The sequence below is a fragment of the Streptomyces boninensis genome (assembly GCF_048572725.1).
GTDB lineage: Bacteria > Actinomycetota > Actinomycetes > Streptomycetales > Streptomycetaceae > Streptomyces > Streptomyces boninensis.
The window spans coordinates 5,332,501-5,357,043 of the sequence record NZ_CP183837.1 but is presented as its reverse complement, the minus strand read 5'-3'; the positions used below and the strand labels follow the sequence as shown (position 1 = coordinate 5,357,043).

The following is a 24,543-nucleotide window of genomic DNA, read 5'->3' as shown; positions in this document are numbered from 1 at the left end:
CCCGCATCACCATCCGGTGCACCGCCGCCGGGGCGGCCCCGTGACGACCTCACGGGCCCGCCCCACACCAGACCGGAGAACCACCCCATGACCACCGACATACGCACCCCGGCTCCGCCGCCGCCACAGGCCGCGCAGCCGGGACCCCTGAACTCCGCCAAGGGCACCGGCCGCCGCGGCGACAAGGTCTTCCTCGGCCTCTCCCGCGGCGCCGGCATCACGCTCCTGGTCCTCATGGGCGCGATCGCGGTCTTCCTGACCATCCGCGCCGTCATGGCCCTCTCCCAGAACGAGGGCAACTTCCTCACGACCTTCGAGTGGAACGCCAACTCCACCCCGCCGGTCTTCGGCATCGCGGTCCTGGCCTTCGGCACGATCGTCTCGTCGGTCATCGCGATGCTCATCGCCGTCCCGATCGCCGTCGCCATCGCGCTCTTCATCACGCACTACGCGCCGCGCAGGCTCGCCACCCCGATCGCGTACGTCATCGACCTCCTGGCCGCGATCCCCTCGATCGTCTACGGCCTGTGGGGCGCCCTCTTCCTGGTCCCGCACCTGACGGGGCTCTTCAAGTGGCTGGACTCCTGGCTCGGCTGGACCGTCGTCTTCTCGTACGACGGCGGCGCGGCCAGGTCGCTGGGGACCGTCGGCATCCTCCTGGCGATCATGATCCTGCCGATCATCACCAACGTCTCCCGCGAGGTCTTCGCGCAGGCCCCCAAGATGCACGAGGAGGCCGCCCTCGCGCTCGGCGCCACCCGCTGGGAGGTCATCCGCATGTCGGTGCTGCCCTTCGGCCGCTCCGGCGTCATCAGCGCGTCCATGCTGGGCCTCGGCCGCGCGCTCGGCGAGACGATGGCCGTCGCGACGGTCCTGTCCCCCTCCGCGATCCTCTCGGCGAAGATCCTGGAGCCCGGCGGCGGCACCTTCGCGCAGAACATCGCCTCCGCCTTCAAGGAGGCGGGCGAGTTCGGCCGTGACGCCCTCATCGCCTCCGGCCTGGTGCTCTTCGTCATCACGCTGCTGGTGAACGGCGCTGCGCGCCTGATCATCGCCCGCCGCAAGGAGTACTCGGGGGCCAACGCATGACCACCACGACCGTGACCCCCACCGACCGCGCCGACCACCTCGGCATCCACCAGCCCCGGCTGCCCAAGTGGGGCCCGGCGCTCATAGCCGCCGGCTCCCTCGCCGTCGCGGTCGCCATCGGCCTGGCGGCCGGGCTGCAGAGCAAGATCCAGTGGGGCCTGATCGCCGCGGTGCTGTTCGTCATCGGCCAGTACGCCATCGCCGCCCGGGTCGAGGGCAGCCGCCAGGCCAAGGACCGCCTCGCGACGGCCCTCGTCTGGGTCGCCTTCCTCCTGGCCGTCATCCCGCTGGCCTCGCTGATCTACGAGACCATCGCCCGCGGCGTGAAGGTCCTCGACCCGTACTTCCTCACCCACTCCATGAACGGCGTGGTGACCATCCAGCCCGGCGGCGGCGTCTACGCCGCCCTGATCGGCACCATCGAGCAGGTGGCGATCGCGACGCTGATCGCGGCCCCCATCGGCCTGCTGACGGCGATCTATCTGGTCGAGTACGGCAAGGGGAAGCTCGCGAAGGCGGTCACCTTCTTCGTCGACGTCATGACCGGCATCCCGTCGATCGTCGCCGGCCTCTTCATCCTCAGCGTCTGGATCATGATGCTGGGCTTCGGCTACTCCGGCTTCGCCGGCTCCCTGGCGCTGGCGATCCTGATGATGCCGACCGTCGTCAGGTCGACCGAGGAGATGCTCAAGCTGGTCCCGAACGAGCTGCGGGAGGCCTCGTACGCGCTGGGCGTACCGAAGTGGAAGACCATCCTGAAGGTCGTCCTCCCGACCTCCATCGGCGGCATCACGACCGGCGTGATGCTCTCGATCGCCCGCATCACGGGCGAGACGGCCCCCCTCCTGCTGCTGGTCTTCGGCAACCCGATGATCAACAACAACCCCTTCGAAGGCGCCCAGGCCTCCCTCCCGCTCTACATCTACGAGCAGTGGGCCAACGGCAACGAGGCCAGCTACGACCGCGCATGGGCGGCCGCTCTGGTGCTGATCGCCTTCGTCATGATCCTCAACCTGGTGGCTCGCGGCATCGCCCGCTGGAAGTCCCCGAAGACCGGCCGCTGACGGCCACGCGAAAGAAGTGATTTAGACATGGCCAAGCGAATCGATATCAACGGCCTGAACGCCTATTACGGCGACTTCAAGGCAATCGAGGACATCTCGATGACGGTGGAGCCCAAGTCGGTCACGGCCTTCATCGGCCCCTCCGGCTGCGGCAAGTCCACCTTCCTCCGCACCCTCAACCGCATGCACGAGGTCGCCCCCGGCGGCCGCGTCGAGGGCGAGGTGCTGCTGGACGGCGAGAATCTGTACGGCCCCGGGGTCGACCCGGTCGCGGTGCGCCGCGTGGTCGGCATGGTCTTCCAGCGCCCGAACCCGTTCCCCACGATGTCGATCTACGACAACGTGGCGGCGGGCCTGAAGCTCAACGGCAACGTGAAGAAGTCGGAGCTGGACGGCATCGTCGAGGAGTCGCTGAAGGGCGCCAACCTCTGGAACGAGGTCAAGGACCGCCTGAACAAGCCCGGCTCCGGCCTCTCCGGCGGCCAGCAGCAGCGCCTGTGCATCGCGCGCGCCATCGCCGTACAGCCGCAGGTCCTGCTCATGGACGAGCCGTGCTCGGCCCTGGACCCGATCTCGACGCTCGCGATCGAGGACCTGATGGTGAAGCTGAAGGACCAGTTCACGATCGTCATCGTCACCCACAACATGCAGCAGGCCGCCCGCGTCTCCACCCGCACGGCCTTCTTCAACCTGGCGGGCGTGGGCCAGCCCGGCCGCCTCATCGAGGTGGACGACACGGAGAAGATCTTCTCCAACCCGACCGAGCAGGCGACGGAGGACTACATCTCCGGCCGCTTCGGCTAAGCCCGTCCTGCGACGCTGCATGGCGGTGCCGCCGCAGGACGAAGGCCCGCCCCCTGTGCGGGGGCGGGCCTTATTTCCATCTACTCAAAAATCAAGTGCACGATCAGATAGCAGAAGGCGGCGACCACCGCGGCAGCAGGCATCGTGATGAACCACCCCGCCACAATGTTCTTCGCGACGCCCCACCGCACCGCCTTCACGCGCTTAGTGGCCCCCGCACCCATGATCGCCGAGGTGATCACGTGCGTGGTCGAGATCGGCGCCGAGAACACGTACGACGCGCTGTACATGATCCCAGCCGCCGTGGTCTCCGCGGCGAAGCCTTGCGCCGGCTGCAGCTCAATGATCCGCCGCCCCAGCGTCCGCATGATCCGCCACCCACCGGCGTACGTCCCCAGCGACAGCATCAGCGCACACGCGAACTTCACCCACAGCGGGATGTCATGACCGTCCGTCTTGTCCGCGATGATCAGGGCCATCACCACGATGCCCATCGTCTTCGCCGCGTCCTGCAGACCATGCCCGAGCGCCATCGCCGCCGCGGAGATCGTCTGCGCGATACGGAAGCCGCGCTGCGCCTTGTGCGGGTTGGAGTTGCGGAACATCCAGAGGATCGCCGTCATCACCAGATAGCCGGCCCCGAGGCCGACGATCGGCGAGACGAACATCGGGATCACGACCTTCTCGACGACACCGCTCCAGATGACATCGATGCCACCCGCGAGCGCCGCGCCCACCATGCCGCCGAAGAGGGCGTGCGAGGACGACGACGGCAGGCCGAAGTACCAGGTGATCAGGTTCCAGACGATCGCGCCGACCAGCGCGGAGAACAGGATCCACATCCCGTGATCGCCGTGCGGCGTCTCGATGATCCCCTTGCTGACGGTCTTGGCGACGCCGGAGCCCAGAAAGGCACCGGCGAGGTTCATGACCGCCGCCATCAGCAGCGCCGCCCGCGGCGTCAGCGCCCGCGTCGAGACCGAGGTCGCGATCGCGTTGGCCGAGTCGTGGAAGCCGTTCGTATAGGTGAAGAACAGCGCGACGCCGATGGTGAGGACGAGGGCGAACGTATCCAAGGGGTTCAGGACTCCTTGACCGCGATGGTCTCAATCGTGTTCGCCACGTGCTCGAAGGCGTCCGCCGCCTCTTCGAGTACGTCCACGACCTGCTTGAGCTTCAGCACCTCGATCGCGTCGTACTTGCCGTTGAAGAGGGTGGCGAGCAGCTTGCGGTGGATCTGGTCCGCCTGGTTCTCGAGGCGGTTCACCTCGATCCAGTACTCCGGAAGGTTGTCGAGGGTGCGCAGGTGGGGCATCGCCTCGGCGGTCAGCTCGGCGGCCCTGGCGAGCACCTCGACCTGCTGCTCGACGCCCTTGGGGAGCTCCTCGACCTGGTACAGCACAACCAGGTCGACGGCCTCCTCCATGAAGTCCATGCAGTCGTCCAGCGACGACGCGAGACGATAGATGTCCTCGCGGTCGAACGGCGTGATGAAGGAGGCGTTCAGCTGGTGGAGGATGGCGTGCGTGGCGTCGTCGCCCGCATGCTCGGCGGCGCGCATGCGCTCCGCGATCTCGGCGCGCGCGGAGGAATCCGCACCGAGCAGTTCCATGAGGAGCTTCGAGCCGGTCACGATGTTGTCCGCGGAAGCCGCGAACATGTCGTAGAAGCTCGTCTCCCTGGGGGTAAGACGAAATCGCACGGTGTGGTCCTCAAGGAAAGTGACATTGGCGGCTGGCGCCGCGGATAAGCGGATGCGTCTCGATGATGCTAGGCGCATCACGCGAGCACGGCGAACCGGCACCCGTACCTTGGGTAACCCGGTGTCGCCACGGGAAACCGGTAGAATATACCCCTGGCGGGTATGCAATGGGCGCGTAGCCCGGCAAACGGGAGGAGCGGACAATGAACGCGGAGACCGCGGCAGCGGAGACCGAGACCGTAGAGGCGGCGCCCACGCACACCGGCCCGCACGGCTACACCAAGGAAAAGGACCTCCACCTCAAGCGGCTGCGCCGGATCGAGGGCCAGATCCGCGGCCTGCAGCGCATGGTCGAGGAGGACGTCTACTGCATCGACATACTCACCCAGGTCTCCGCGAGCACGAAGGCGCTGCAGTCCTTCGCCGTCCAGCTGCTCCAGGAGCACCTGCGGCACTGCGTCGCGGACGCGGCGTCGACCGGCGGCGGCGATGTGGACGCGAAGGTGGAGGAGGCGACGGCGGCTATCGCCCGGCTGCTGCGGTCGTAGGGCCGGTCGTACGGCCACTCCCGTGCAGCCGGGCGTCGGGCGATCGGACGGTTCGTACGGCTTCCGTTCGTACGGCCGGAGGGCTCAAGCCTCCCGGTCATCCGCCGACGAGCCGACGGGGTGAGACGCCACCTTCAGCACTTCATCGATCCGGTCGTGGCTCAGCCGCTCCTCGGGCGTGCTGCTGGCCGCGATGATCAATTCCCCGCACAGCTCGATCTCGGCGAGTGCCACATGGTCCTGGACAGTCGTTCCGGGAGCCACGCAATCACCTCGCTTTCTCCCTTCCCGGCACCTGCCGGGGCCACCACCGCACAGCGTAGGGAGGGCGACACAGTCCGCGCATGACACGTCTGGACCATTTTCACGCCGTACCCCCTTGCGCAACCGGTGGTTTCCGGCTAATGCCCCGCAGCCGTCGCTCGCGACCCGCCGCTCACGGCTGGGCACGGCAGTCTGCGGCTGTTTACGGCTGCACCTTCCCCGAGTAGATGTCCCGCTCCGGCGGCAGCGCCACCTTCACCCGCTCCCCGAAGCCGTAGATCTCGGTCGTGGAGACGACCTCGACCTCCTTCTGCTGCGCGAAGGCGAACTCGTACCGCACCTTCCGCAGCCGCCCCTCGTCGTCCAGATACGCGTCGAAGGGCACCGTGTCCTTGGCGAAGCCCTTCGCGGCCGCCTTCAGCGAGCCGCGCGCGTAAGGCGAAGCGGCCTTCGCCGCCCGCGCGATGTCGGTGGTGCCGCGGCAGCGGCGCACCTCGGCGCCGCGCAAACGATCCTCCCCCGCGCAGGTCACCTTGCCCGCGCCGCGCAGCAGTTCGGCGGCGGTGAGCGGGTCGGTGGCGCCGTTGGTGACGAGATTGCCGTCGGCGAGGTCGGTGGTGTCCAGGCGGAGCCACTTGCCGGCGGGGACGCCGGCGCCGCGGTTCTTCATGTACAGCGCCCCGGCCGCGTACAACTCCCGGATCGGCGCGGGCCGCTCGCGGCCGCCGCCGGGGCCGCTCTGCGGCAGCACGATGTCGAGCCGGCCGCGGCGGGCGCCGTAGTCGAAGCCGCCGGTGCCGCGGACGGTGACGCGGGTGCCGCCGCTGTTCATCTCCATGGCCGTACGAGCCGCCGAACTCCCGGACTGCACCAGGCCGTCGGCGGCGCCGCGCACCGCCCGCGCGAGCCGCGCGGGGTCGCCGGAGGGGCGGCCGTCGGCGATCGCGCCGTGCTCCGAGCAGCCGCCGGCCGCGAGACAGGCCAGCACCGTGAAGGCCGCGGCGGACGCCGCGCTCGACCGGATCGCGCCTGACCTTGTCGCCTTTGACCTGCCCACGGATGACCTGCCTGCCCCGGCCCCAGAATGGCCCCAGAATGGTTTCGATTCGAATAACGAAGAGGGGCAGGCTGCGTCACGGCCGGGCAGGGTGTGAGCGCTGATTCTCGGCCGAGATCAGGAAGTCTGGTGCCCCGGGGAATGTCCCGCCGCGTCCTCGCGGGCCCGCACCCGCGCCCGCCGGGCAGGCCCGGTCCAGCCGCAGCTGCAGCGCGCCAGCGCGAATGACCCCTGCTCTTCCGTGGATGTCACATGCGCGTCGCCGTCCGCATGGTGGGGCGGCAGGCGACGGGCGGGTCCGGGGCGATTTCCGGGGCCGTGGTTGAGCACACCTTCACCGTACCGGCCGCGATCGCGGCCCACCGCCGGGGTCCGGCCCTCATGCATCCGTGCGCCCCCGCGCGCTGGGCGAGTGGCGTCTGGTGCCGCCGATTACCGCCGGGTACGCACAGGGTCTGGCGGTTCCGGCCCGGCTGCGGTGCACTGTCCCGATGGACAGGCGGAAGGTCATCAAGGCAGGGCTCGCCGCAGGGGTGGTGGGCGGCGCGAGTGCGGCGCTGGCGACCGGGTGCACGAGCGGTGACGACGGCGGCAAGGAGGATCGCAAGCGCCCCCGCGGCAGCGGCAAGGGCGCCGACTGGCCGGCCCTCGCGGCCTCCCTCGAAGGCAAGCTGGTACGGCCCGACGACGCCGCGTACAAAACCGCCCGGCAGCTCTACAACTCCCGCTACGACACCCTCGAACCCGCCGCCATCGCCTACATATCCTCGGCCGCCGACGCCCGCGAATGCCTCGACTTCGCCCGCCGCGCCCACGTCCCGGTCGCGATCCGCAGCGGCGGCCACTCCTACGGCGGCTACTCCAGCGGCAACGGCCGCCTCATCGTCGACGTCTCCGCCCTCGACTCCGTCGAGACCTCCGACAAGGGCAAGAAGGCCACCATCGGCGCGGGCGCCCGCCTCATCGACGTCTACTCCGGCCTGTCCACCTCGGGCCGCACCGTCCCCGCCGGCTCCTGCGCGACCGTCGGCATCGCCGGCCTCACCCTCGGCGGCGGCCACGGCGTCGTATCGCGGGCGTACGGCCTGACCTGCGACAGCCTTACGGGCGCCACGATCGTCACGGCCGACGGCAAGGTCCTGGAGGTCTCCGCGGACCGCGACAAGGACCTCTTCTGGGCGCTGCGCGGCGCCGGGAACGGCAACTTCGGCGTCGTCACCGAGCTCCGCTTCCGTACGCACAAGGCGGACGATGTGGCGATGGCGCAGATGTCCTGGCCGTGGTCGAAGGCCGAGGCGGTGGTGCGCTCCTGGCAGCGCTGGGGCCCCGACCAGCCGGACGAGATCTGGTCGGCCTGCCACCTGGGCGCCAACGCGGGCGCCGACCCGACCGTCTCCGTCAGCGCCCTCTCCCTGGGCTCCGAGGCCGAGCTGAAGAACGCCGTCGACCGCCTCGCGGACGCGGCCGGCGGGCCGGGCCCGGCGAAGGCGGTGAACGTCAGCACGGTCACGTACCAGCACGCGATGAACGTCTACGCCGGCTGCACCGCGGTCGGCGCCGAGCAGTGCCACCTGCCCGGGTCGGTGCCGGGCCGCAATCGCAGCGGCGTGATGAAGCGCGAGGCCTCGTCGGCGCGCTCGGACTTCTTCGACGGCGGCATCGGCGAGGGCGGCGTACGCGCCCTGGTCGAGCACGCCGAGCGGGCGAGCCGGGCCGGGCGCGGCGTCGACGGAATGATCCTTCTTACGGCGATGGGCGGCGCCGTGAACCGGGTCGGCGAGGACGAGACGTCCTTCGTCCACCGCGGCACGCGGGTGCTCGCGCAGTACTACGCGAAATGGGCGGGCGAGGACGCATCGGACGGGCGGAGCTCCCCGAAGCCCGCCGAAGCCTGGCTGGATCGCACCCATGCGGCGCTGCGCCGCGACGCCTCTGGGGCGGCGTACCAGAACTATGCGGACCCGCGGCTGAAGGGGTGGCGCAAGGCGTACTACGGCGGCGCGGTCAAGCGCCTGGAGCGGGTGAAGGACCGGTACGACGCCGAGCGGCTGTTCTCGTACGGGCAGGGAGTGTGAGGGGCCGGCTCAGGCGGCGCGGCCCGGGTCCTCCCACAGCTGTTGATCGCTGCTGCGCCCCGGCGCGGGAATCGCGGCCCCCGCATCGGCCTCTGTCACGGGCCGGGCGCCGGGCGCCAGCCACGGCACATGGCGGAGCAGCCGCCCCAGCCACGCCGTCCCGAGCGGCGCCAGCAGCAGCGCCACCGCCGTCCCGAGCGCGAAGCCGCCGACGACGTCCGATGGGTAGTGCACGCCGAGATAGACGCGGCTGAGCCCTTCGGCGAGGGCGATGACGAGCGCCACCACCCCGAACCGCCGGTTGGCCATATAGATACCGACGGCGAGCGCGGCAGCGACCGTCGCGTGATCGCTGACGAACGAATAGCCGCCCTTGCCGGACAGCAGCAGCGTGATCCCGTCGTGGTGGTCGACGAAGGGCCGCGGCCGCTCCACGAAATTGCGCAGCGGCACATTGACCAGAATCGCGATCGCCGCGGCGCAGGGCGCCCACAGCAGCGCGGCCACGGAGGCGGTCGCGCCCTGCGGCGCCGCCGCCCGCCGCACCCGCCACCAGCAGGCGACGAGGATCAGCCCGAGCAGCAGCACCAGACCGTACTCACCCGCGAAGGCAATGCCCCGGTCCAGCCAGTGCGGCGTGGAGCCGGCGATGCCGTTGATGTCCTGCAGTACGGACACGTCCGGGTTGGAGCCGCTCGGCGGTGCTCCGGCGACAGAGGTGGGGGTGTCGTCGTCGTACGGCCATGGCATGTGCTGGTGCCCGTCCTTCGCTGTGGGGGGTGGCTGTGTGCGTTGCGGGTGGCCTCCGTGGTCAGTGGCGGCTACTGGCGCTTGCTGGTCGCTTGGTCTTCCCGTGGTCTTCCCGGCAGTTGTACCTGCTGGTGTTCCGTTTCGCACCATGAGAACGCGACAGGAGTAACGCCGGTTCCGGGCCTTACCGAAAGATCACCTGCCGGTTATCCACCGGTGACCGAAGTGAGCCGAGGCACCCGGCGTCACCGGCTCACCTCTTCGGCAGCGCCTTCGCCCCGTCCTCCGTCACCCGGGTCGCCCCGATGTAATCCGGCGAGTCGATCTTGTCGAACCGGATCTTGGCCCCGGTGTACGGCGCATTGATCATGTACCCGCCGCCCACGTACAACCCCACGTGATGGATCGACCGCGGATCGTTCAGGTCGTACGCGAAGAACACCAGATCCCCCGGCAGAAGCTCACTCCGCTTCGGATGCGGCCCGGCGTTCCACTGATCATTGGCCACCCGCGGCAGCTCGATCCCGACCGAGTGATACGCCGCCTTGGTCAGCCCCGAGCAGTCGAACCGCCCACCCTGCTCCGGCGTCCCGTTCCCACCCCACAGATACGGCGTCCCGAGCTTGTCCTGCGCATAGTGGATCGCCCCGGCAGCGGCCTTGGAGGGCGAGAGGCGGGAGCTGGGGGCGGCGAAGCTCTTCTCCAGGGCGCGGATAATCTTGACGTAATTCTGCGTCTCCCGGATCGCCGGCACCCCGCCCGCCTTGAGGACGCGGTACGGGCCCGCGTTGTACGCCGCCAGCATGTTGTCCGTCTGATCGCCCGGGACGTTCTTGACGTCTGCGGCCAGCTCGCAGTCATAGCTGGCCGCCGAGGGGATGGCGTCCTCGGGGTCGCGCACATCCCGCTTGCCGTCGCCATTTCCGTCGATGCCGTGCGTCGCCCACGTGCCCGGGATGAACTGGGCTATGCCCTCGGCATCGGCCGGGCTGACCGCATTCGGATCCCAGCCGCTCTCCTGATACAACTGCGCGGCGAGCAGCGCCGGACTGATCGCGGAGCACAGATTCCCCCACTTCTGCACCAGCGGCTGATACGCAGCCGGCACGGCCCCCTTCGCGAGCCCTCCCGCGCGTCCGCCCGCCGCGCCCCCGGCCGCCATGTACGTACCGAGAATGAGGAATCCGAGGAAGCCGAACAGCAGGGCAGAGCTGACCGACCCGATCAGCCACACCTTGCCCAGGCCGCGCCTGCGGCCGCCTCCCACGCTCGCCATGCCCCCAACCATCCCCCATCCACGACCCGTTGCGCACCCACCTGTGGATAACTCGTCACGCAGGGTGCTACTTGACCTCGAAGCCGTCGCAGGCGATGAGGCGGTAGTCCGTGGGCGACTTCACGTGGAAGAAGAGCACGGACCACGCGCCCGGGTCGTTGCGCAGCGGGATCGGGCCGCCCGGCAGCTCCTTGATCTTCGCGTCCGCGTGCGGCAGCGGGTTGCGGAAGTCCTCGGGGTACGTGACCTCGTCCGCCTTCTCCGCGCTGTCGAAGAGATCCATGGGCTTGGAGACGTAACTGAGCGACCGGTTCTGGCTCTCGAGCTCGTTGGGGCGGCCCGTCGAAGGATCGATGTCGTGCGGCGGCCGGACCGCGGCCACGACGTAGTAGGGCTTGTCCTTCTCCATCTCCACCGCCCGGTAGTTGGCCGCCCATCCCACCTTCACGGAGGCTGCGGTGGCCTGTACGGGCTGCCTCGGCGCCTCATGGAGGAAGCCCTTGGCCTGCTCGGCGAATCCGTCGGTAAAGCAGCGCCCGTCCGATTCCCCCGGCCCCGGCGGCTGCCACCACTCCTGATGGGGGTTGAGTTCGCGGATGTTGGCCGGAGCCCCACCCGGATCCGCCGACGGCTTGTCACCGGCGGGCGACTTCGGCGCAGCCGACTTCTCCCCCTTCCCGGTCGGGTCCTTCCCGGCCTGGTCCTTTCCGCCGCTCTCGTCATCAAGAGGCAGCAGCCAGATGCCCAGCCCCGCCAGGACCGCCACGGCCACAGCCGCGCCCGCCGCCGCACCGATCCAGCCCCTACGACGACGGCCGCCGGCCGGCACCTGCGCGGTCGACGCCCCCTGTTGCGCGGCAACAGTGGGCACATATGTGGCCGGATGCGCCTGCGGCGCGCCACTCACCGTCCTACTCACCGGCGGCCCGAATCCAGCAGGCACCGCTTCGTCCGGGCCCGCCGGCGCCGCCAGCGCCCCGTACTGCGGATCCTCCACCAGCGCCGTCGTCACCGCACACCGCCGGATGACCTCCGCCAACCCGGGCCGCTCGCCCGGCTCCTTGGCCACGCAGGCTCGGATCAGCTCCGCGGGCCCCGACGCCGCCCCGGCGAGGTCGATGTCCTCGTGCACCACCCGGTACGAGACGCCATGCGCCTGCCCCTCCCCATAAGGCGCCCGCCCCGTCGCCGCGTACGCCATCGTGGCGCCCAGCGCGAAGACGTCCGCCGCCTCGCCCGCCTCGTTCCGTATGAGCACCTCGGGCGCGAGGAAGCCCGGCGTCCCCGGCACCATCCCCGTATGCGTCAGAGCGCTTTGCTCCAGCCCGCGCGCGATGCCGAAGTCGATCAGCTTCGGACCGACCGGCGACAGGATGACGTTGTGCGGCTTGAGGTCGCGGTGCAGCACGCCGTACGCATGCACGCTCGCCAGCGCCTCGGCGAGCGCGGCGAAGAGCCGCAGGCAGGTGTCGGGCGGCAGCGGGCCGTGCCGGCGGACCGCCTGGAGCAGCGTGGGGCCCGGCACGTACTCGGTGGCCAGCCAGTACGGCGGGGCATCCAGGGAGGCGTCGACGAGGTTCGCCGTATACGCGCCGTGCACTGCGCGCACCGTCTCCACCTCGCGCCGGAAACGCTCCAGCGCGTCCGGAGCGGCATCGGCGAAGTCATCGCGGATGACTTTGATGGCGAGTTGGCGGCCGCCCGGTGAACGCCCGAGGTACACCTGCCCCATCCCGCCGGCGCCGAGCCGGCCGAGGAGGATGTGCGGGCCTAATTGGGCAGGGTCTTGGGGGCGCAGGTGTTCGGGAGCCACGCTGGGACTCTGGCATGCGAGGAAAGGCCGTTCAAGCGGCTTCTTGATCCTGGGTGGCCACGGCACCGCGGTCGTCACGCTGCGTGCGGGACTCGTCAACGGCGTTGCCCAGAGTCACCCATCGTGATACACAGAGTAAGCAACTCAGGGGAGGTCTGCGACCCCGGCCCCGCCCCAGCGGTCCGGCTTTGCAGGAAGTTCGTATCTGCACACAACGCCCGTACGGATGACGCCAAATCGACATCCGCATCGGAGTTCATCGGGGAGGATGGGAGAGACCCGCCGACCGGCGGGCGTACGGCAACGCACCACTAGGGGCGGTGAGTTACGAGATGTTCATGGCGGCCGAGAAGGGTGACATCAACACCATTATCGATGGCATCGCCCCTGACTGGGGCCCATTCGGCAGCTTGGGCCAGGAGGCCCGGGTCATGGTGGAGGTCGTGATGGCCTTCGCCATTCTGCTGTGTCTGGCCATCGCGATCTGGGGCGCGGCGAAGCAGCGCATCGGCGCCACGGCGCTGCGCGACACCTTCAGCGCGGAGCAGGGCAAGGGGTTGATCGTCGCCGGGCTGACGGGCGTATTCATCATCGGATCGCTCGGCACGGTCTTCACCATCGTCTACGGAATGGCGGTGTAGCCCGACGGCCCGCGAGGGTCGGCGGGTTGCGCCGACCGGTCGGCCGGTGGTGGCGGCAGCAGGCTCGCACGGTGCTGTGTAGCCCGCCTGCCCGCGCCGGACCTGTCGATTCGGCTCCGCCCGGCCCTCACCCCGGCCCTCACCCTTGCCTCTCAACTCCGAGCCGCGACCGGCCCCGTACCCAACGGGGGCAGCGCGGCCCTCTCGCTTTCCGACGGCCCAGAAGGGGGGTGCGGACGGTGATGGCGACCACGGCGACGATCCATACGACGTCCGCGACCTCCGCGGCCTCCGCGACTGACGTCACGATGTCAGTGCCGGATGTCACGCTGAGTGGTGGCGCACACCGTGTGCCGACGCGTCCCGTACCCGCGCCCTGCCAAAGCGGGGTGCGGTCCTCCGGTTGGGTTGTGCGGGCGCTACGGTCCTATGTCGCAAGGGAGTTGGCGGCGTCCGCTGAGCAAGGAGCTATCCGATGAGCCACGGCGACGAGCGGTTCGACGACGTCGGCGGGCGCAACGACGGCGATTACGACTACGGCTTCGCCTACGGAGCGGGCGGCGCCGGCGAGCGCCGCCAGACGCGATTCCGGTTGCCCGGGGGCGAGGACGACTCCTTCGAGTCCGGCACGGGCGGCCCCCGCGGAGGCCGCGGCGGCCGGGGCGGGTCGAGGGCCGGGGCATCGCGCAGCATGATGGCGGTCGTCGGAATCGTGGTGGTCCTCATCGCGGCGATCGCCTTCGCCACGCGCGGCGGGGGCGGGGGCGGCTCCGGCGATGGGGAGAGCAAAGGCGGCTCGGGGACGGAGCCGACTGCTCCTAGTGGAGAGCGGCCGGTTGAGGGGAAGAACGGGGGGATCCCGGCGGGATTCGCCAAGACGGAGCAGGGGGCCCAGTCGGCGGCGGCCAATTATGCGGTGGTGCTGGTGTCCGACGACATCCTCAAGCCGGACAAGCGGCACGAGATCGTCGACCGCCTCTTCGTGCCCGCCAAAGTCGACGCCCTGCAGAGCCGGTTCGACAAGACGTACTCGAAGGACCTGCTGGACAAGCTCGGCCTCAACGAGAACGGTGAAGCGCCCAAGGGCATGACGTACATCTCCCGGACCTCCCCCATGGGCACCAAGCTGACCGACTTCAGCGACAAGGCGGCCACGCTGGAGGTCTGGTGCACGGGCGTCTACGGAACCGCGGGCGAGCGCTCGACCAACCCCGTGACCAGCGACTGGTTCACGCTGAACCTCAAGCTCCGCTGGGACAACGGCGACTGGAAGGTCGAGTCGTTCTCCCAGAAGGCAGGCCCCACCCCCGTCAACGGCGACGAGCGCGCCTCGGCCGCGGATGAGATGGCCAAGGCGGTCGACGAGTTCGGAGGGTTCACGTATGCCCGCTAACCGACGCCGAGCGCTATCCACCGCCGCCGTGCTGGCGTCGGTGCAGGCCACCGCGGTCGTATTCGCGGCGCGGGTCGCCGCGGCGCCGTCACCCGATCCGACGGACGATCGCTGCGATCTCATCGTGGGCCCCGCCGCCGACTACTGCAAGAACGAGGACTCCGGCGGCAAAGGCAACACCCCCTCCCCCTCCGACGTAGGCGACTCCGTAGACCCCCTCTCCTCCCTCGCCAAAGGCTGCGCCAAAGCCGCGTCCTGGACGATCGACAAGCTCGGCGAGGCGGTCAAAGAGACCACCACGGTCGACTTCACCAATACGACCTTCCTCCGGCAGTACGCCGTCGTCTTCGCCGCCTCCACCATCCTCACCCTCACCCTCTGGCTGCTGGCGGTCGCCAAGCGCGCCATCCGCGGCGTCCCGCTCACCGAGGCGCTCACCGAAGCCATCGGGTTCCTGTGGCTCACCGTGCTGGCCTCCGCCTTCACGCCGCTGGTCCTCTACACCGTGGTCGCCGCCACCGACGGCGTCACCGAAGCCATCGGCAGCGGTACGGCGCAGGACACCGACACCTTCTTCGGTGGCTTCTCCGAGGCGCTCAAGAAGGGGAATGACATCGGCGGCGGCCCGATCATGCTGATCGTCGTGTCACTCGTCTCCGTACTCGCCGCAGGAGTCCTGTGGCTTGAGCTCGTCATCAGAGCAGCGCTGCTGTACGTAGGCGCGATGCTCGGCACCGCCGTGTACGCCGGGCTGGTCGACAAGAACATGTGGCACCACGTCCGCCGCTGGGCGGGCATCATGATCGCCGTCATCCTGGTCAAACCAGTGGTCGTCATCGTGCTCAGCCTCGCCGGCGCGCTGTCGGCCGACGACGGGCCGGATTCCTTCTCCGCCGTCGTCTCCGGCCTCGCGATCATCCTGCTGGCCATCTTCGCCAGCGCGATGATCTACCGCTTCGTGCCGGGCTTCGGCGACGAGATCATGTCGGCGAAGGCGGGCCGCAGGGCGAGCTCGTCCAACCCGGCCGCCGCGGTCATGGCGTCCCCGGCCGCGCTGGTCTCGCAGGGCATCAAGACGCACAGCTCCCGCTCGTCCTCCAAGAGCGAGTCGCCGAACGGCGGCGGCCAGGGCCGTCCCACGAACCCGGCCTCCGGCGGCGTAGCCGCCCACAGCACCCGCACCAGCGGCGGAGGAGGAGGCGGCGGACAAGGCGGCGGAGCCAACGGCGCCCCGCAGAACCGCCCCCGCGCCGCCCAGCCCCCGCCGCAGGCCCAACCGCACCAGCCGCGCCCATCCCGCAGGAGCGGCCCCAACCGAGGAGGTGACCAGCGGTGACGACGGAAGCGCACGGAGCGCCCCTCACCCCCCGACGCACGTACCTCATCGGCAAGTCGAGACCCAACGCCATCGTCGGCCGCAACCGCGAGTCCGGCGAGATCGCGCTGATCATCGCGGGCGCCGCCATCGGCATGATGTGCGGCCTCCTCGTCCCCGTCCTCTCGCTCCGCATCGTCACCCTGCTCGGCTTCCCCCTCGTCGCGCTCGCCGCGGTCTATGTGCCGTACCAAGGGCGCACCTTCTACCGGTGGTTCGAGATCAAACGCACCCATAAGCGCACCCTCCGCCAGGGCACCACCTACCGCTCCGCCGCCCCCGAGGCAGGCATCCGCCTCGACGGCAGCGAGGCCGAGGTCGCCCCGCCGCCCGGCATCGGCCGCATCAACTGGCTGGCCGCCCCCTTCGGCCCAGACGAGGTGGCGGTCCTCCTGCACGCCGACCGCCGCACCGTGACCGCCGCCATCGAGATCGAGGGCCCGGGCGTGGGCCTGCGTGACAGCGAGGACCAGGAGGCCCTCGTCGACCGCTTCGGCACCCTCCTGAAGCATGTGGCGAACGGCGACGGTTACGTTTCCCGGCTGCAGATGCTCGCCCGTACGCTGCCCGCCGACCCGGACGCGCACGCCAAGGACGTCGCGCAGCGCGGCGACGTCCAGGCGCCGCCGTGGATCCAGGACTCGTACGACCAGCTGCAGTCCATGGTCTCCACCTCCTCGGAGCAGCACCGCGCCTACCTGGTCGCCTGCATGCCGTACACCCGCGAACTCGGCCAGGAGGCGACGGCCGTGGCGAAGTCGGGCCGCGCGGCCCCCGGCGGCAAGCGGCAGCGGCTCAGCCGCGACGACGGCCTGGCGATCGTGATGGCCCGCGAGCTCGGCGACATCTGCGCGCGGCTCGCGGAGGCCGACATCCGCGTACGGCAGCCGCTCGGCAAGGCGCGGCTTTCGTCGCTGGTCCATGCGATGTACGACCCCGACCACGCGATAGATCACATCCAGGCGATGTCGGAGCGCAACGCCTGGCCGGCCGAACTGGACGCCATGGAGCCCACGTACGTGACCGCGAAGACCCGCGAGTCGGCGACCCGGGAGCCGTGGTGCCATGCCACGGCCTGGGTGAAGGAGTGGCCGATGACGCCCGTCGGCGTCAACTTCCTGGCGCCGCTGCTCGTCCACACCCCGGATGTGATCCGTACGGTCGCGGTCACCATGGACCTGGAGCCCACCGAGCTCGCGATCGAGCGGATGCTGACGGAGAAGACCAACGACGACGCGGAGGCATCCCGCGCGGCCAAGATGAACCGCGTCGTGGACCCGCGTGACATCGCCCACCACTCCCGCATCGACCAGCGCGGCGACGACCTGGCCTCGGGCGCCGCGGGCGTCAACCTCGTCGGCTACATCACCGTCTCCGCCCGTACGCCAGAAGCGCTGCACCGCGACAAGCGGACGATCCGCGCCTCGGCCGGCAAGTCGTATCTGAAGCTGGAATGGTGCGACCGCGAGCACCACCGCGCCTTCGTCAACACCCTCCCCTTCGCCACCGGAATCCGGCGGTGATGCGGCCATGCCTTCGAACTCGCGGTATTCGAGCGGCGATATCCTCTCGCAGGTCACGGAGGCCTTCACCGGCCTGGTCTTCGGCAAGGTGGAGACCCAGCGGATCCCGGTCCGGACCTCCACGAACCAGGCCCAGGCCGTCTATCTCCCGACGGCCGCGCCAGGGCTCGGCGACTCGGGCGTGATCATCGGCCGCGAGGTCTACAGCGGCAAGGGCTACATCTACGACCCCTTCCAGCTCTACGGACAGCAGCTCCCCGCCCCGCACTGGCTGGTGCTCGGCGAGTCGGGCAACGGCAAGTCGGCGCTGGAGAAGACCTACGTGCTGCGCCAGCTCCGCTTCCGCGACCGCCAGGTGGTGGTGCTCGACGCGCAGGGCGAGGACGGCGTCGGCGAGTGGGCGCTGATCGCCCAGCAGCTCGGCATCACCCCGATCCGCCTGGACCCGATGGCCGCCCTCAACGACGGCATCCGCCTCAACCCCCTCGACCCGGCGATCACCCAGACCGGCCAACTGGCCCTGCTCCGTACGATCATCGAGGTCGCCACCGGCAACCCCCTGGACGAGCGCTCCGGCTTCGCGCTGAAGGTGGCCCACGCCTCGGTCAACGACTGGGCGGAGCAGGCCACCGCCAAGGAGGGCGCGCAGGCCCGCCAGCCAGTCCTCACCGACATCGTCGAGCAGCTCCGCCACCCCGAGCCGACCGCCGCCGAGGCGATGAACGTGGAGGTGGAGGACGTACGGGCCTGGGGCCTTGACGTGGCGCTGGTGCTGGACCGGCTGGTGGACGGCGACCTGCGCGGCATGTTCGACGGCCCGACCACCATCGGCATCGACCTCGACTCGCCGCTGATCGTCTTCGACCTCTCGCACATCGACCGCAATTCGATCGCCATGCCGATCCTGATGGCGATCGTCGGGGTGTGGCTGGAGCACACCTGGATTCGCCCCGACCGGGTCAAGCGCATCTTCCTGGTGGAAGAGGCCTGGCACATCATCAACTCCCCCTTCGTCGCCCAGCTCTTCCAGCGCCTGCTGAAGTTCGGCCGCCGGCTCGGCCTCTCCTTCGTGGCGGTGGTCCACCACCTGTCGGACGTCGTCGACGGCGCGGCGGCGCGAGAGGCGGCCGCGATCCTGAAGATGGCCTCGACGCGGACGATCTACGCCCAGAAGGCCGATGAGGCGAGAGCGACGGGCAAGGTGCTCGGCCTGCCACGCTGGGCCCAGGAGATCATCCCGACGCTGACGCCGGGCATCGCGGTCTGGGACGTCAACGGCAATGTGCAGGTGGTCAAGCACCTGGTCACGGAGGCGGAACGCCCCCTGGTCTTCACGGACCGGGCGATGACCGAGTCCTCGACGGATCTGGACCACCGGCCGGAGCTGGAGGCGGGCGACGGCGAGCTGACGGGGTCGCCGTCGCTCACGAAGCGCTCGACGGTGGCGTAGCGGATGGCGGGCGGCGGCATTGGAGCCGGGGCTGGGGCCGACGGGCGGCGCGAGCGGGGCATCCCGGATGCGCTGCTGGTCGGCTCGCTGGCCTTCCTGCTGTCGCTGACGGCGCTGGTGTGGTCGTCGACGGGTCTGGCGGGGGTGCTGGCGCACGGGGCGTGGCCGAAGGGCGTGACGTTCTCCCGTACGCCGGTCGCGATGCGCGAATTGATCAAGCAGCCGCACGACTTGACGGGCGCGTGGCCGGAGACGCCGGCGGCGGCGCTGTCGGGATGGGGGCTCTTCTGGGGCCTGCTCATCGGGCAGGTGCTGGTGCTGCTGACGCTGGTCCTCTTCGCAGCGACGACGGTGACGCGGTGGCGAGCGGTGCGCGGGGCGCGTGCTGCGCACGACGCGCGCGCGAAGGAGTGGGCGGGCGATGAGGCGCTACGGGCCTCGCTGTCCGCGGAGGAAGAGCCCGCGCCCCGGTCGCGGGAGGATCAGCGGCCCGCTTCGCCGCGGAAGGGGGAGCGGCAGCGGCCCGCCCCGCCGCAGGACACGGAGCCGTCCGCCCCTCCGCGGCAGCGTGAGCCGCAGCCATCAGCCCCGTCGTGGGACAACTTCCCGCAAGACGAACCGGACCGGCGCCACGAACCCGCCGACCATGCAGGCGACCCAACCCCCCACCCGACAGCCGCACACCTCGCCGACCCGACTCCGACCACACCGCCCGACCCGCCCGGCAGGGCCCAGCGCACCGGCCTCCTCTACCGCCGCACCCTCACCCCCGGCGAGCCGGAGGCCATCGCCCGCGACACCCTCCTGGCCGCCGAAGGCCCCGCCGTCGTCGTGACGTCCAACCCCACCCTCTGGTCCGACACCAAGGACTCCCGCGCCAAGCTGGGCCCCACGCTCCTCTACGACCCCGCCCAACTCTGCGACACCCCCGACCGCTTGCGCTGGTCCCCCGTCCGCGGCTGCGCCGACCGTACGGAAGCCACCACCCGCGCCGCGGCCCTCCTCACCCCGCTCCGCTCCCCGCACCGCGCCGACCCGGTCGCCGACGCCGCGCAAACCCTCCTGGCCTGCTGGCTGCACGCCGCAGCCGTCGACGACCGCAACTTCAGCCACGTACACCGCTGGGCAGCCGCCAAGGGCGCCGCCCACGAGCCGGTCCGCATCCTGCGTACATCGACGAAGGCGGCCTCCGGCAGCGCGGGCGAACTGGAATCCATCCTCACCGCCCACCCCGAACGCCGCGACGAGGCCCAGGACTTGGTAAAACGTGCTCTCGGCGTCCTCTCCACGCTCCACATCCGGAACGCGACCAACCCAAATCGGACAGATTCGCTCACGCTGGAGTCATTTATCGACGAGGGGGGAACGCTCTACGCGGTGGGCGAGGCGATCGAAGACCCGCGCCGCAGCCCCGGAGCCATGCCGCTCCTGACGGCATTGGCAGCAGACGTGGTCGAGCACGGCCGCCGCATGGCCGCACGGTCATCCACCGGCCGGCTCGACCCACCACTCACCCTCGTCCTGGACGACGTGGCCGCCGTCGCCCCGATCCCCACGCTCCCGGACCTCCTGGCCCCGGCCACGGCAGAACGCACCGGCATCCCGGTCCTGGCCCTCCTCCGCTCCCCGGAACAGGCCACGGCCCACTGGCCGAAGCTCACGGAGGGCTGACAACTGGGGCCCTTTCCCCAAGTATGTGGCTGTGGCTGTCGCTGTCAGGACAGGCAGCACGGCTACACAGGCTACGGCGGGGGCGGGAAGGCAGGCGGAGGACGTTGACAGAGTTCCTGAAGGCAGCGGGCGGCGAGCTGGCGTACGAGGTGACCGGCGAAGGCCCGCTCGTGGTGCTGGCGCACGGCATGGGCGACGGCCGCAAGGCGTACCGCCACCTGCTCCCCCACCTGACCGGCTACCGGGTGGCCACGCTGGACATCCGCGGACACGGCGAGTCGAGCACGGGCTGGCCGAGCTACACCCGCACTGACGTGGCAACCGACATCCTGGCCCTCATCCGCCACCTGGACAGCGGCCCAGCGGTGGTAGTGGGCCACTCCTTCGCCGGCGGCGCGGCCACCATCGCGGGCGCCGAGGCGCCGGAGCTGATCACGGCGGTGGTGGAGATCGGCCCGTTCACGAAGGACCAGAAGATCGACGTCGGCGGCCTGCTGCGCAACGCACACCACCGCAGAGGCATCGTCCGCCTGATGGGCGCGGCGCTCTTCAAGAGCCCGCGGCTGTGGCGTAGATACTTGGACGTGTCGTACGCGGGCGCCCGCCCGACCGACTACAAGGCGTACGTGGAGGCGCTGGACGCGGACCTGCGCAGAGCGGGCCGCTTCGATGTGGTCAGCAAGATGGGCATGTCGAAGCCATCGGACGCGGGCGCCCAACTGCCCAACCTGCACCGCCCGGCGCTCATCCTCATGGGCACACGCGACCCCGACTGGGCCGACCCGCGGGCCGAGGCGGAGTCGATCGCCGCGCAACTGTCCGACGCGACCGTCGTGATGATCGAAGGCGCGGGCCACTATCCGCACGCCCAGTTCCCGGAGGAGGTCGCCGCGGCCCTGCTGCCCTTCCTCAAGGCGCACACCGGCGCCTAGCGCATGCGGCGCCTAGCGCTTGCGGCGTACCTTGAACCTGAGGTGGAGCACCCGGTCGCCTTGGATGACCACGTGGGGGTCCTCCAGCAGCTGCTGGTGGTCGATGCTGCCGAAGTAGCGTTTGCCGCCGGACCCGAAGACCACCGGTACGACGTCCATGGCCACCTCGTCCACAAGTCCGGCCGCGAGGATCTGACCGCCCACCTCGCCGGCGCTCACCGCAACGACTCGCTCCCCGGCGAGCTCCTGGGCCCTGTCGATGGCAGCCTGCACACCGTCGACGAAGTGGAACGACGCCTCGGGGTGCCAGCCCTCCGGCTTGGGGCGGTGGGACACGACGACCACGTGCTCGCCGGCGGGCTGCTTGCCTTCCCAGCCATTCATCAGGTCGAAGAAGTGGCGGCCCATCACGATCGTGCCGATCGACTCCCACATCGGCCGGACGTACGCCGCCGACGCCGGGGAGACTTTGAAGCCGCTGGCGGCACTGGTGATGGGGGTGTCCCCGCTGAAGTACCAATCGTGGAGCGGCCCGACGTCGTCGTTGGCGTCGGCGATGAAGCCGTCCGCCGACACCACGTTGTGCATGATCACTGTGCCCATGAGTCCTCCTCGGGTCCGCCTCGGCCGCTCGCCCGCGTCTACGCGTGCACCCCGATCATGTCGCGCCGGGGCGGAGCCGGGCATGTAAGAAATCAATCGGCGGAAATCAATCGGCGGGCATCGGACCGGCGTCCGGCGGGAACCCCGGCGCGGCGGGGAATCGGCGCCGCAGGGCCAGGTACTCCGTCGGAGTATGCCCGGTGAAGTCCTTGAACTCCCTGCTGAAATGCGCCCGGTCGAAGTAGCCCGCCTCGTGCGCGAGCTCCGACCAGTCGACCGGCCGCAGAGCATCCACGGACAGGATCAGCCGCGCGAACCGGTAGATCCGCGCCACCCGCTTCGGCGTGACCCCGACATGAGCCTTGAACTGCGCGGCCAGGTGGTTCCCGCTCACCCCGGCACCCGCAGTGAGCACACCGATCGGGACGGTGCCGCTGGACGTCGCCAACCGCCCGCCCGCGTGCAGGACCAGGCCAAGCCCGCGCGCAGGCGCCTCGGCCAGCCGCGACAGCAGCTCCGCCTCCAGCACCCGCAGTGTCTCGCCCGCCGAGGCGACGCCGCCGACCTGGTTACGGATACGGTCCACCGACCGCTGCCAGACGACATCGACCGGCACCCACCGGTCCCGCAGCTCGCTGGCCGGCATATCGACGAACGGCGACATCCCCCACGGCTTGAAGTGCACACCTACGAGCCGGACTCGTGCGGGGTACTCGACGAGGAAACGCCTGGTCCACACGCCCATGAACCACCCATCGGCCAACACGGCCGGCGCAACGCCAGGCTGGGAGTCCCACAGGCGGACGGGCTCGCCGAGGTTGAGGAAGAGGTGCGCCGACGGCATCGGCGGGATGTTCATCCGGCGGTGGTGCGGCACTCCGGTCAGGCAGTAGATGTCGTCGATGAACCGGTCGAGGGGCGGACAGGGCACCCGGCCGACGTATTCCACCGGCACAGTGTGCCCGGCAGCCATTGAAGATCGCTAGGGGCGGGTGAAACGCAAGAAGGCCCCCGCCTGTTGGCGGGGGCCTTCTTACAAAGATTGTTCGGCGGCGACCTACTCTCCCACACAGTCCCCTGTGCAGTACCATCGGCGCGGAAAGGCTTAGCTTCCGGGTTCGGAATGTAACCGGGCGTTTCCCTAACGCTATGACCACCGAAACACTATGAAACACACAAACCGGAGCACCCGACCTGGGGTGCTGCGAGACGGTTGTTGTCTCAGAAACCAGACAGTGGACGCGAGCAGCTATGGACAAGTCCTCGGCCTATTAGTACCAGTCAACTCCACCCCTTACAGGGCTTCCATATCTGGCCTATCAACCCAGTCGTCTACTGGGAGCCTTAACCCCTCAAAGGGGGTGGGAGTCCTCATCTCGAAGCAGGCTTCCCGCTTAGATGCTTTCAGCGGTTATCCTTTCCGAACGTAGCCAACCAGCCATGCCCTTGGCAGAACAACTGGCACACCAGAGGTCCGTCCGTCCCGGTCCTCTCGTACTAGGGACAGCCCTTCTCAAGACTCCTACGCGCACAGCGGATAGGGACCGAACTGTCTCACGACGTTCTAAACCCAGCTCGCGTGCCGCTTTAATGGGCGAACAGCCCAACCCTTGGGACCGACTCCAGCCCCAGGATGCGACGAGCCGACATCGAGGTGCCAAACCATCCCGTCGATATGGACTCTTGGGGAAGATCAGCCTGTTATCCCCGGGGTACCTTTTATCCGTTGAGCGACGGCGCTTCCACAAGCCACCGCCGGATCACTAGTCCCGACTTTCGTCCCTGCTCGACCCGTCAGTCTCACAGTCAAGCTCCCTTGTGCACTTACACTCACCACCTGATTACCAACCAGGCTGAGGGAACCTTTGGGCGCCTCCGTTACTCTTTGGGAGGCAACCGCCCCAGTTAAACTACCCACCAGACACTGTCCCTGATCCGGATCACGGACCGAGGTTAGACATCCAGCACGACCAGAGTGGTATTTCAACGACGACTCCACCCATACTGGCGTATGAGTTTCAAAGTCTCCCACCTATCCTACACAAGCCGAACCGAACACCAATATCAAGCTATAGTAAAGGTCCCGGGGTCTTTCCGTCCTGCTGCGCGAAACGAGCATCTTTACTCGTAGTGCAATTTCACCGGGCCTATGGTTGAGACAGTCGAGAAGTCGTTACGCCATTCGTGCAGGTCGGAACTTACCCGACAAGGAATTTCGCTACCTTAGGATGGTTATAGTTACCACCGCCGTTTACTGGCGCTTAAGTTCTCAGCTTCGCATGATCGAAACCACGCTAACCGGTCCCCTTAACGTTCCAGCACCGGGCAGGCGTCAGTCCGTATACATCGCCTTACGGCTTCGCACGGACCTGTGTTTTTAGTAAACAGTCGCTTCTCGCTGGTCTCTGCGGCCACCCCCAGCTACGAGGAGCAAGTCCTCTCACCGGGTGTGGCCCCCCTTCTCCCGAAGTTACGGGGGCATTTTGCCGAGTTCCTTAACCATAGTTCACCCG

The 24,543-nt window shown here is 69.3% G+C and carries 21 protein-coding genes and 2 rRNA genes (1 of these 23 only partly in view); 12 read left to right on the top strand and 11 right to left on the bottom strand.

Annotated features, from left to right (window positions below; all coding sequences use genetic code 11):
• Positions 1-87 precede the first annotated feature (87 nt).
• From pstC to pstB, 3 genes are read left to right on the top strand one after another with little or no spacing between them, the layout of a single operon-like run.
• Positions 88-1,089 carry a phosphate ABC transporter permease subunit PstC gene (gene pstC, locus ACNNMR_RS24410; protein WP_419996821.1) on the top strand — a complete coding sequence of 334 codons (1,002 nt, stop codon included), beginning with the start codon at positions 88-90 and terminating at the stop codon, positions 1,087-1,089.
• Positions 1,086-2,153 carry a phosphate ABC transporter permease PstA gene (gene pstA, locus ACNNMR_RS24405; protein ID WP_419996820.1) on the top strand — a complete coding sequence of 356 codons (1,068 nt, stop codon included), beginning with the start codon at positions 1,086-1,088 and terminating at the stop codon, positions 2,151-2,153. Before pstC ends, pstA begins: the two co-directional genes overlap by 4 nt.
• 27 nt (positions 2,154-2,180) lie before the next feature.
• Complete coding sequence (gene pstB, locus ACNNMR_RS24400) at positions 2,181-2,957, top strand: phosphate ABC transporter ATP-binding protein PstB (protein ID WP_419996819.1); 777 nt, start codon at positions 2,181-2,183, stop codon at positions 2,955-2,957.
• A gap of 80 nt (positions 2,958-3,037) precedes the next feature.
• On the opposite strand, the gene ACNNMR_RS24395 is transcribed toward pstB, so the two are convergent.
• Together ACNNMR_RS24395 and ACNNMR_RS24390 are read right to left on the bottom strand one after the other, a co-directional pair.
• Positions 3,038-4,033: an anion permease gene (locus tag ACNNMR_RS24395; protein ID WP_419996818.1), complete on the bottom strand. Its 996-nt coding sequence runs from the start codon at positions 4,031-4,033 to the stop codon at positions 3,038-3,040.
• Between the two features lie 5 nt (positions 4,034-4,038).
• Complete coding sequence (locus tag ACNNMR_RS24390; protein ID WP_419996817.1) at positions 4,039-4,659, bottom strand: DUF47 domain-containing protein; 621 nt, start codon at positions 4,657-4,659, stop codon at positions 4,039-4,041.
• Positions 4,660-4,862: 203 nt separating this feature from the next.
• Here ACNNMR_RS24390 and ACNNMR_RS24385 point away from each other — a divergent pair, with 203 nt between their 5' ends.
• Positions 4,863-5,207 (top strand): metal-sensitive transcriptional regulator, encoded by a 345-nt coding sequence (locus ACNNMR_RS24385; protein WP_419996816.1) that lies wholly within the window; start codon positions 4,863-4,865, stop codon positions 5,205-5,207.
• Positions 5,208-5,291: 84 nt separating this feature from the next.
• Here the strand turns inward: ACNNMR_RS24385 and ACNNMR_RS24380 are convergent, their stop codons facing one another.
• Positions 5,292-5,471: a hypothetical protein gene (locus ACNNMR_RS24380; RefSeq protein ID WP_419996815.1), complete on the bottom strand. Its 180-nt coding sequence runs from the start codon at positions 5,469-5,471 to the stop codon at positions 5,292-5,294.
• A 202-nt stretch (positions 5,472-5,673) separates the two neighbouring features.
• Positions 5,674-6,528 (bottom strand): hypothetical protein, encoded by an 855-nt coding sequence (locus ACNNMR_RS24375; RefSeq protein WP_419996814.1) that lies wholly within the window; start codon positions 6,526-6,528, stop codon positions 5,674-5,676.
• Positions 6,529-7,019: 491 nt separating this feature from the next.
• Between ACNNMR_RS24375 and ACNNMR_RS24370 the strand changes: the two genes are divergently transcribed.
• Entirely contained in the window at positions 7,020-8,603 is a 1,584-nt protein-coding gene (locus ACNNMR_RS24370; RefSeq protein ID WP_419996813.1) for an FAD-binding oxidoreductase, read from the top strand.
• Between the two features lie 9 nt (positions 8,604-8,612).
• On the opposite strand, the gene ACNNMR_RS24365 is transcribed toward ACNNMR_RS24370, so the two are convergent.
• The 3 genes from ACNNMR_RS24365 to ACNNMR_RS24355 all read right to left on the bottom strand — a co-directional run bounded on the left by ACNNMR_RS24365 (position 8,613) and on the right by ACNNMR_RS24355 (position 12,442).
• A complete protein-coding gene (locus ACNNMR_RS24365) occupies positions 8,613-9,353 on the bottom strand; it encodes a phosphatase PAP2 family protein (protein ID WP_419996812.1) in 741 nt (246 codons plus the stop codon).
• Positions 9,354-9,606: 253 nt separating this feature from the next.
• The gene (locus tag ACNNMR_RS24360) at positions 9,607-10,629 is read right to left on the bottom strand and encodes an NlpC/P60 family protein (RefSeq protein WP_419996811.1); all 1,023 of its coding nucleotides are present in this window, start codon (positions 10,627-10,629) and stop codon (positions 9,607-9,609) included.
• A 67-nt stretch (positions 10,630-10,696) separates the two neighbouring features.
• Entirely contained in the window at positions 10,697-12,442 is a 1,746-nt protein-coding gene (locus ACNNMR_RS24355) for a serine/threonine-protein kinase (RefSeq protein ID WP_419996810.1), read from the bottom strand.
• Between the two features lie 332 nt (positions 12,443-12,774).
• Between ACNNMR_RS24355 and ACNNMR_RS24350 the strand changes: the two genes are divergently transcribed.
• The 7 genes from ACNNMR_RS24350 (at position 12,775) to ACNNMR_RS24320 (ending at position 21,427) form a co-directional block, all read left to right on the top strand.
• Complete coding sequence (locus tag ACNNMR_RS24350; RefSeq protein WP_165237338.1) at positions 12,775-13,083, top strand: hypothetical protein; 309 nt, start codon at positions 12,775-12,777, stop codon at positions 13,081-13,083.
• 475 nt (positions 13,084-13,558) lie between these two features.
• The gene (locus tag ACNNMR_RS24345; RefSeq protein WP_419996809.1) at positions 13,559-14,476 is read left to right on the top strand and encodes a hypothetical protein; all 918 of its coding nucleotides are present in this window, start codon (positions 13,559-13,561) and stop codon (positions 14,474-14,476) included.
• A complete protein-coding gene (locus tag ACNNMR_RS24340) occupies positions 14,466-15,812 on the top strand; it encodes a hypothetical protein (RefSeq protein WP_419996808.1) in 1,347 nt (448 codons plus the stop codon). The genes ACNNMR_RS24345 and ACNNMR_RS24340 overlap by 11 nt, the downstream gene beginning before the upstream one ends.
• Entirely contained in the window at positions 15,809-17,374 is a 1,566-nt protein-coding gene (locus ACNNMR_RS24335; RefSeq protein WP_419996807.1) for an SCO6880 family protein, read from the top strand. The genes ACNNMR_RS24340 and ACNNMR_RS24335 overlap by 4 nt, the downstream gene beginning before the upstream one ends.
• Before the next feature lie 7 nt (positions 17,375-17,381).
• The gene (locus ACNNMR_RS24330; protein ID WP_419996806.1) at positions 17,382-18,824 is read left to right on the top strand and encodes an ATP-binding protein; all 1,443 of its coding nucleotides are present in this window, start codon (positions 17,382-17,384) and stop codon (positions 18,822-18,824) included.
• A 3-nt stretch (positions 18,825-18,827) separates the two neighbouring features.
• On the top strand, positions 18,828-20,495 hold the full coding sequence (locus tag ACNNMR_RS24325; RefSeq protein ID WP_419996805.1) for a type VI secretion protein: 1,668 nt from the start codon (positions 18,828-18,830) through the stop codon (positions 20,493-20,495).
• Positions 20,496-20,599: 104 nt separating this feature from the next.
• Complete coding sequence (locus ACNNMR_RS24320) at positions 20,600-21,427, top strand: alpha/beta fold hydrolase (protein ID WP_419996804.1); 828 nt, start codon at positions 20,600-20,602, stop codon at positions 21,425-21,427.
• Between the two features lie 12 nt (positions 21,428-21,439).
• On the opposite strand, the gene ACNNMR_RS24315 is transcribed toward ACNNMR_RS24320, so the two are convergent.
• From ACNNMR_RS24315 to ACNNMR_RS24300, 4 genes are all read right to left on the bottom strand, one after another.
• Positions 21,440-22,030: a dihydrofolate reductase family protein gene (locus ACNNMR_RS24315; RefSeq protein ID WP_419996803.1), complete on the bottom strand. Its 591-nt coding sequence runs from the start codon at positions 22,028-22,030 to the stop codon at positions 21,440-21,442.
• A 106-nt stretch (positions 22,031-22,136) separates the two neighbouring features.
• Complete coding sequence (locus tag ACNNMR_RS24310) at positions 22,137-22,979, bottom strand: DUF6597 domain-containing transcriptional factor (RefSeq protein ID WP_419996802.1); 843 nt, start codon at positions 22,977-22,979, stop codon at positions 22,137-22,139.
• 95 nt (positions 22,980-23,074) lie between these two features.
• A 5S ribosomal RNA gene (gene rrf / locus ACNNMR_RS24305) occupies positions 23,075-23,191 on the bottom strand.
• Positions 23,192-23,281: 90 nt separating this feature from the next.
• Positions 23,282-24,543: ribosomal RNA gene (locus tag ACNNMR_RS24300) — 23S ribosomal RNA — on the bottom strand (it continues 1,863 nt past the right edge of the window).

Excerpts from the sequence above, each read along its gene's own strand:
- pstC (WP_419996821.1), top strand. The coding sequence starts at position 88 with ATGACCACCGACATACGCACCCCGGCTCCGCCGCCGCCACAGGCCGCG.
- pstA (WP_419996820.1), top strand. The coding sequence starts at position 1,086 with ATGACCACCACGACCGTGACCCCCACCGACCGCGCCGACCACCTCGGC.
- pstB (WP_419996819.1), top strand. The coding sequence starts at position 2,181 with ATGGCCAAGCGAATCGATATCAACGGCCTGAACGCCTATTACGGCGAC.
- ACNNMR_RS24385 (WP_419996816.1), top strand. The coding sequence starts at position 4,863 with ATGAACGCGGAGACCGCGGCAGCGGAGACCGAGACCGTAGAGGCGGCG.
- ACNNMR_RS24370 (WP_419996813.1), top strand. The coding sequence starts at position 7,020 with ATGGACAGGCGGAAGGTCATCAAGGCAGGGCTCGCCGCAGGGGTGGTG.
- ACNNMR_RS24365 (WP_419996812.1), bottom strand. The coding sequence starts at position 9,353 with ATGCCATGGCCGTACGACGACGACACCCCCACCTCTGTCGCCGGAGCA.
- ACNNMR_RS24360 (WP_419996811.1), bottom strand. The coding sequence starts at position 10,629 with ATGGCGAGCGTGGGAGGCGGCCGCAGGCGCGGCCTGGGCAAGGTGTGG.
- ACNNMR_RS24350 (WP_165237338.1), top strand. The coding sequence starts at position 12,775 with ATGTTCATGGCGGCCGAGAAGGGTGACATCAACACCATTATCGATGGC.
- ACNNMR_RS24345 (WP_419996809.1), top strand. The coding sequence starts at position 13,559 with ATGAGCCACGGCGACGAGCGGTTCGACGACGTCGGCGGGCGCAACGAC.
- ACNNMR_RS24340 (WP_419996808.1), top strand. The coding sequence starts at position 14,466 with ATGCCCGCTAACCGACGCCGAGCGCTATCCACCGCCGCCGTGCTGGCG.
- ACNNMR_RS24330 (WP_419996806.1), top strand. The coding sequence starts at position 17,382 with ATGCCTTCGAACTCGCGGTATTCGAGCGGCGATATCCTCTCGCAGGTC.
- ACNNMR_RS24325 (WP_419996805.1), top strand. The coding sequence starts at position 18,828 with ATGGCGGGCGGCGGCATTGGAGCCGGGGCTGGGGCCGACGGGCGGCGC.
- ACNNMR_RS24315 (WP_419996803.1), bottom strand. The coding sequence starts at position 22,030 with ATGGGCACAGTGATCATGCACAACGTGGTGTCGGCGGACGGCTTCATC.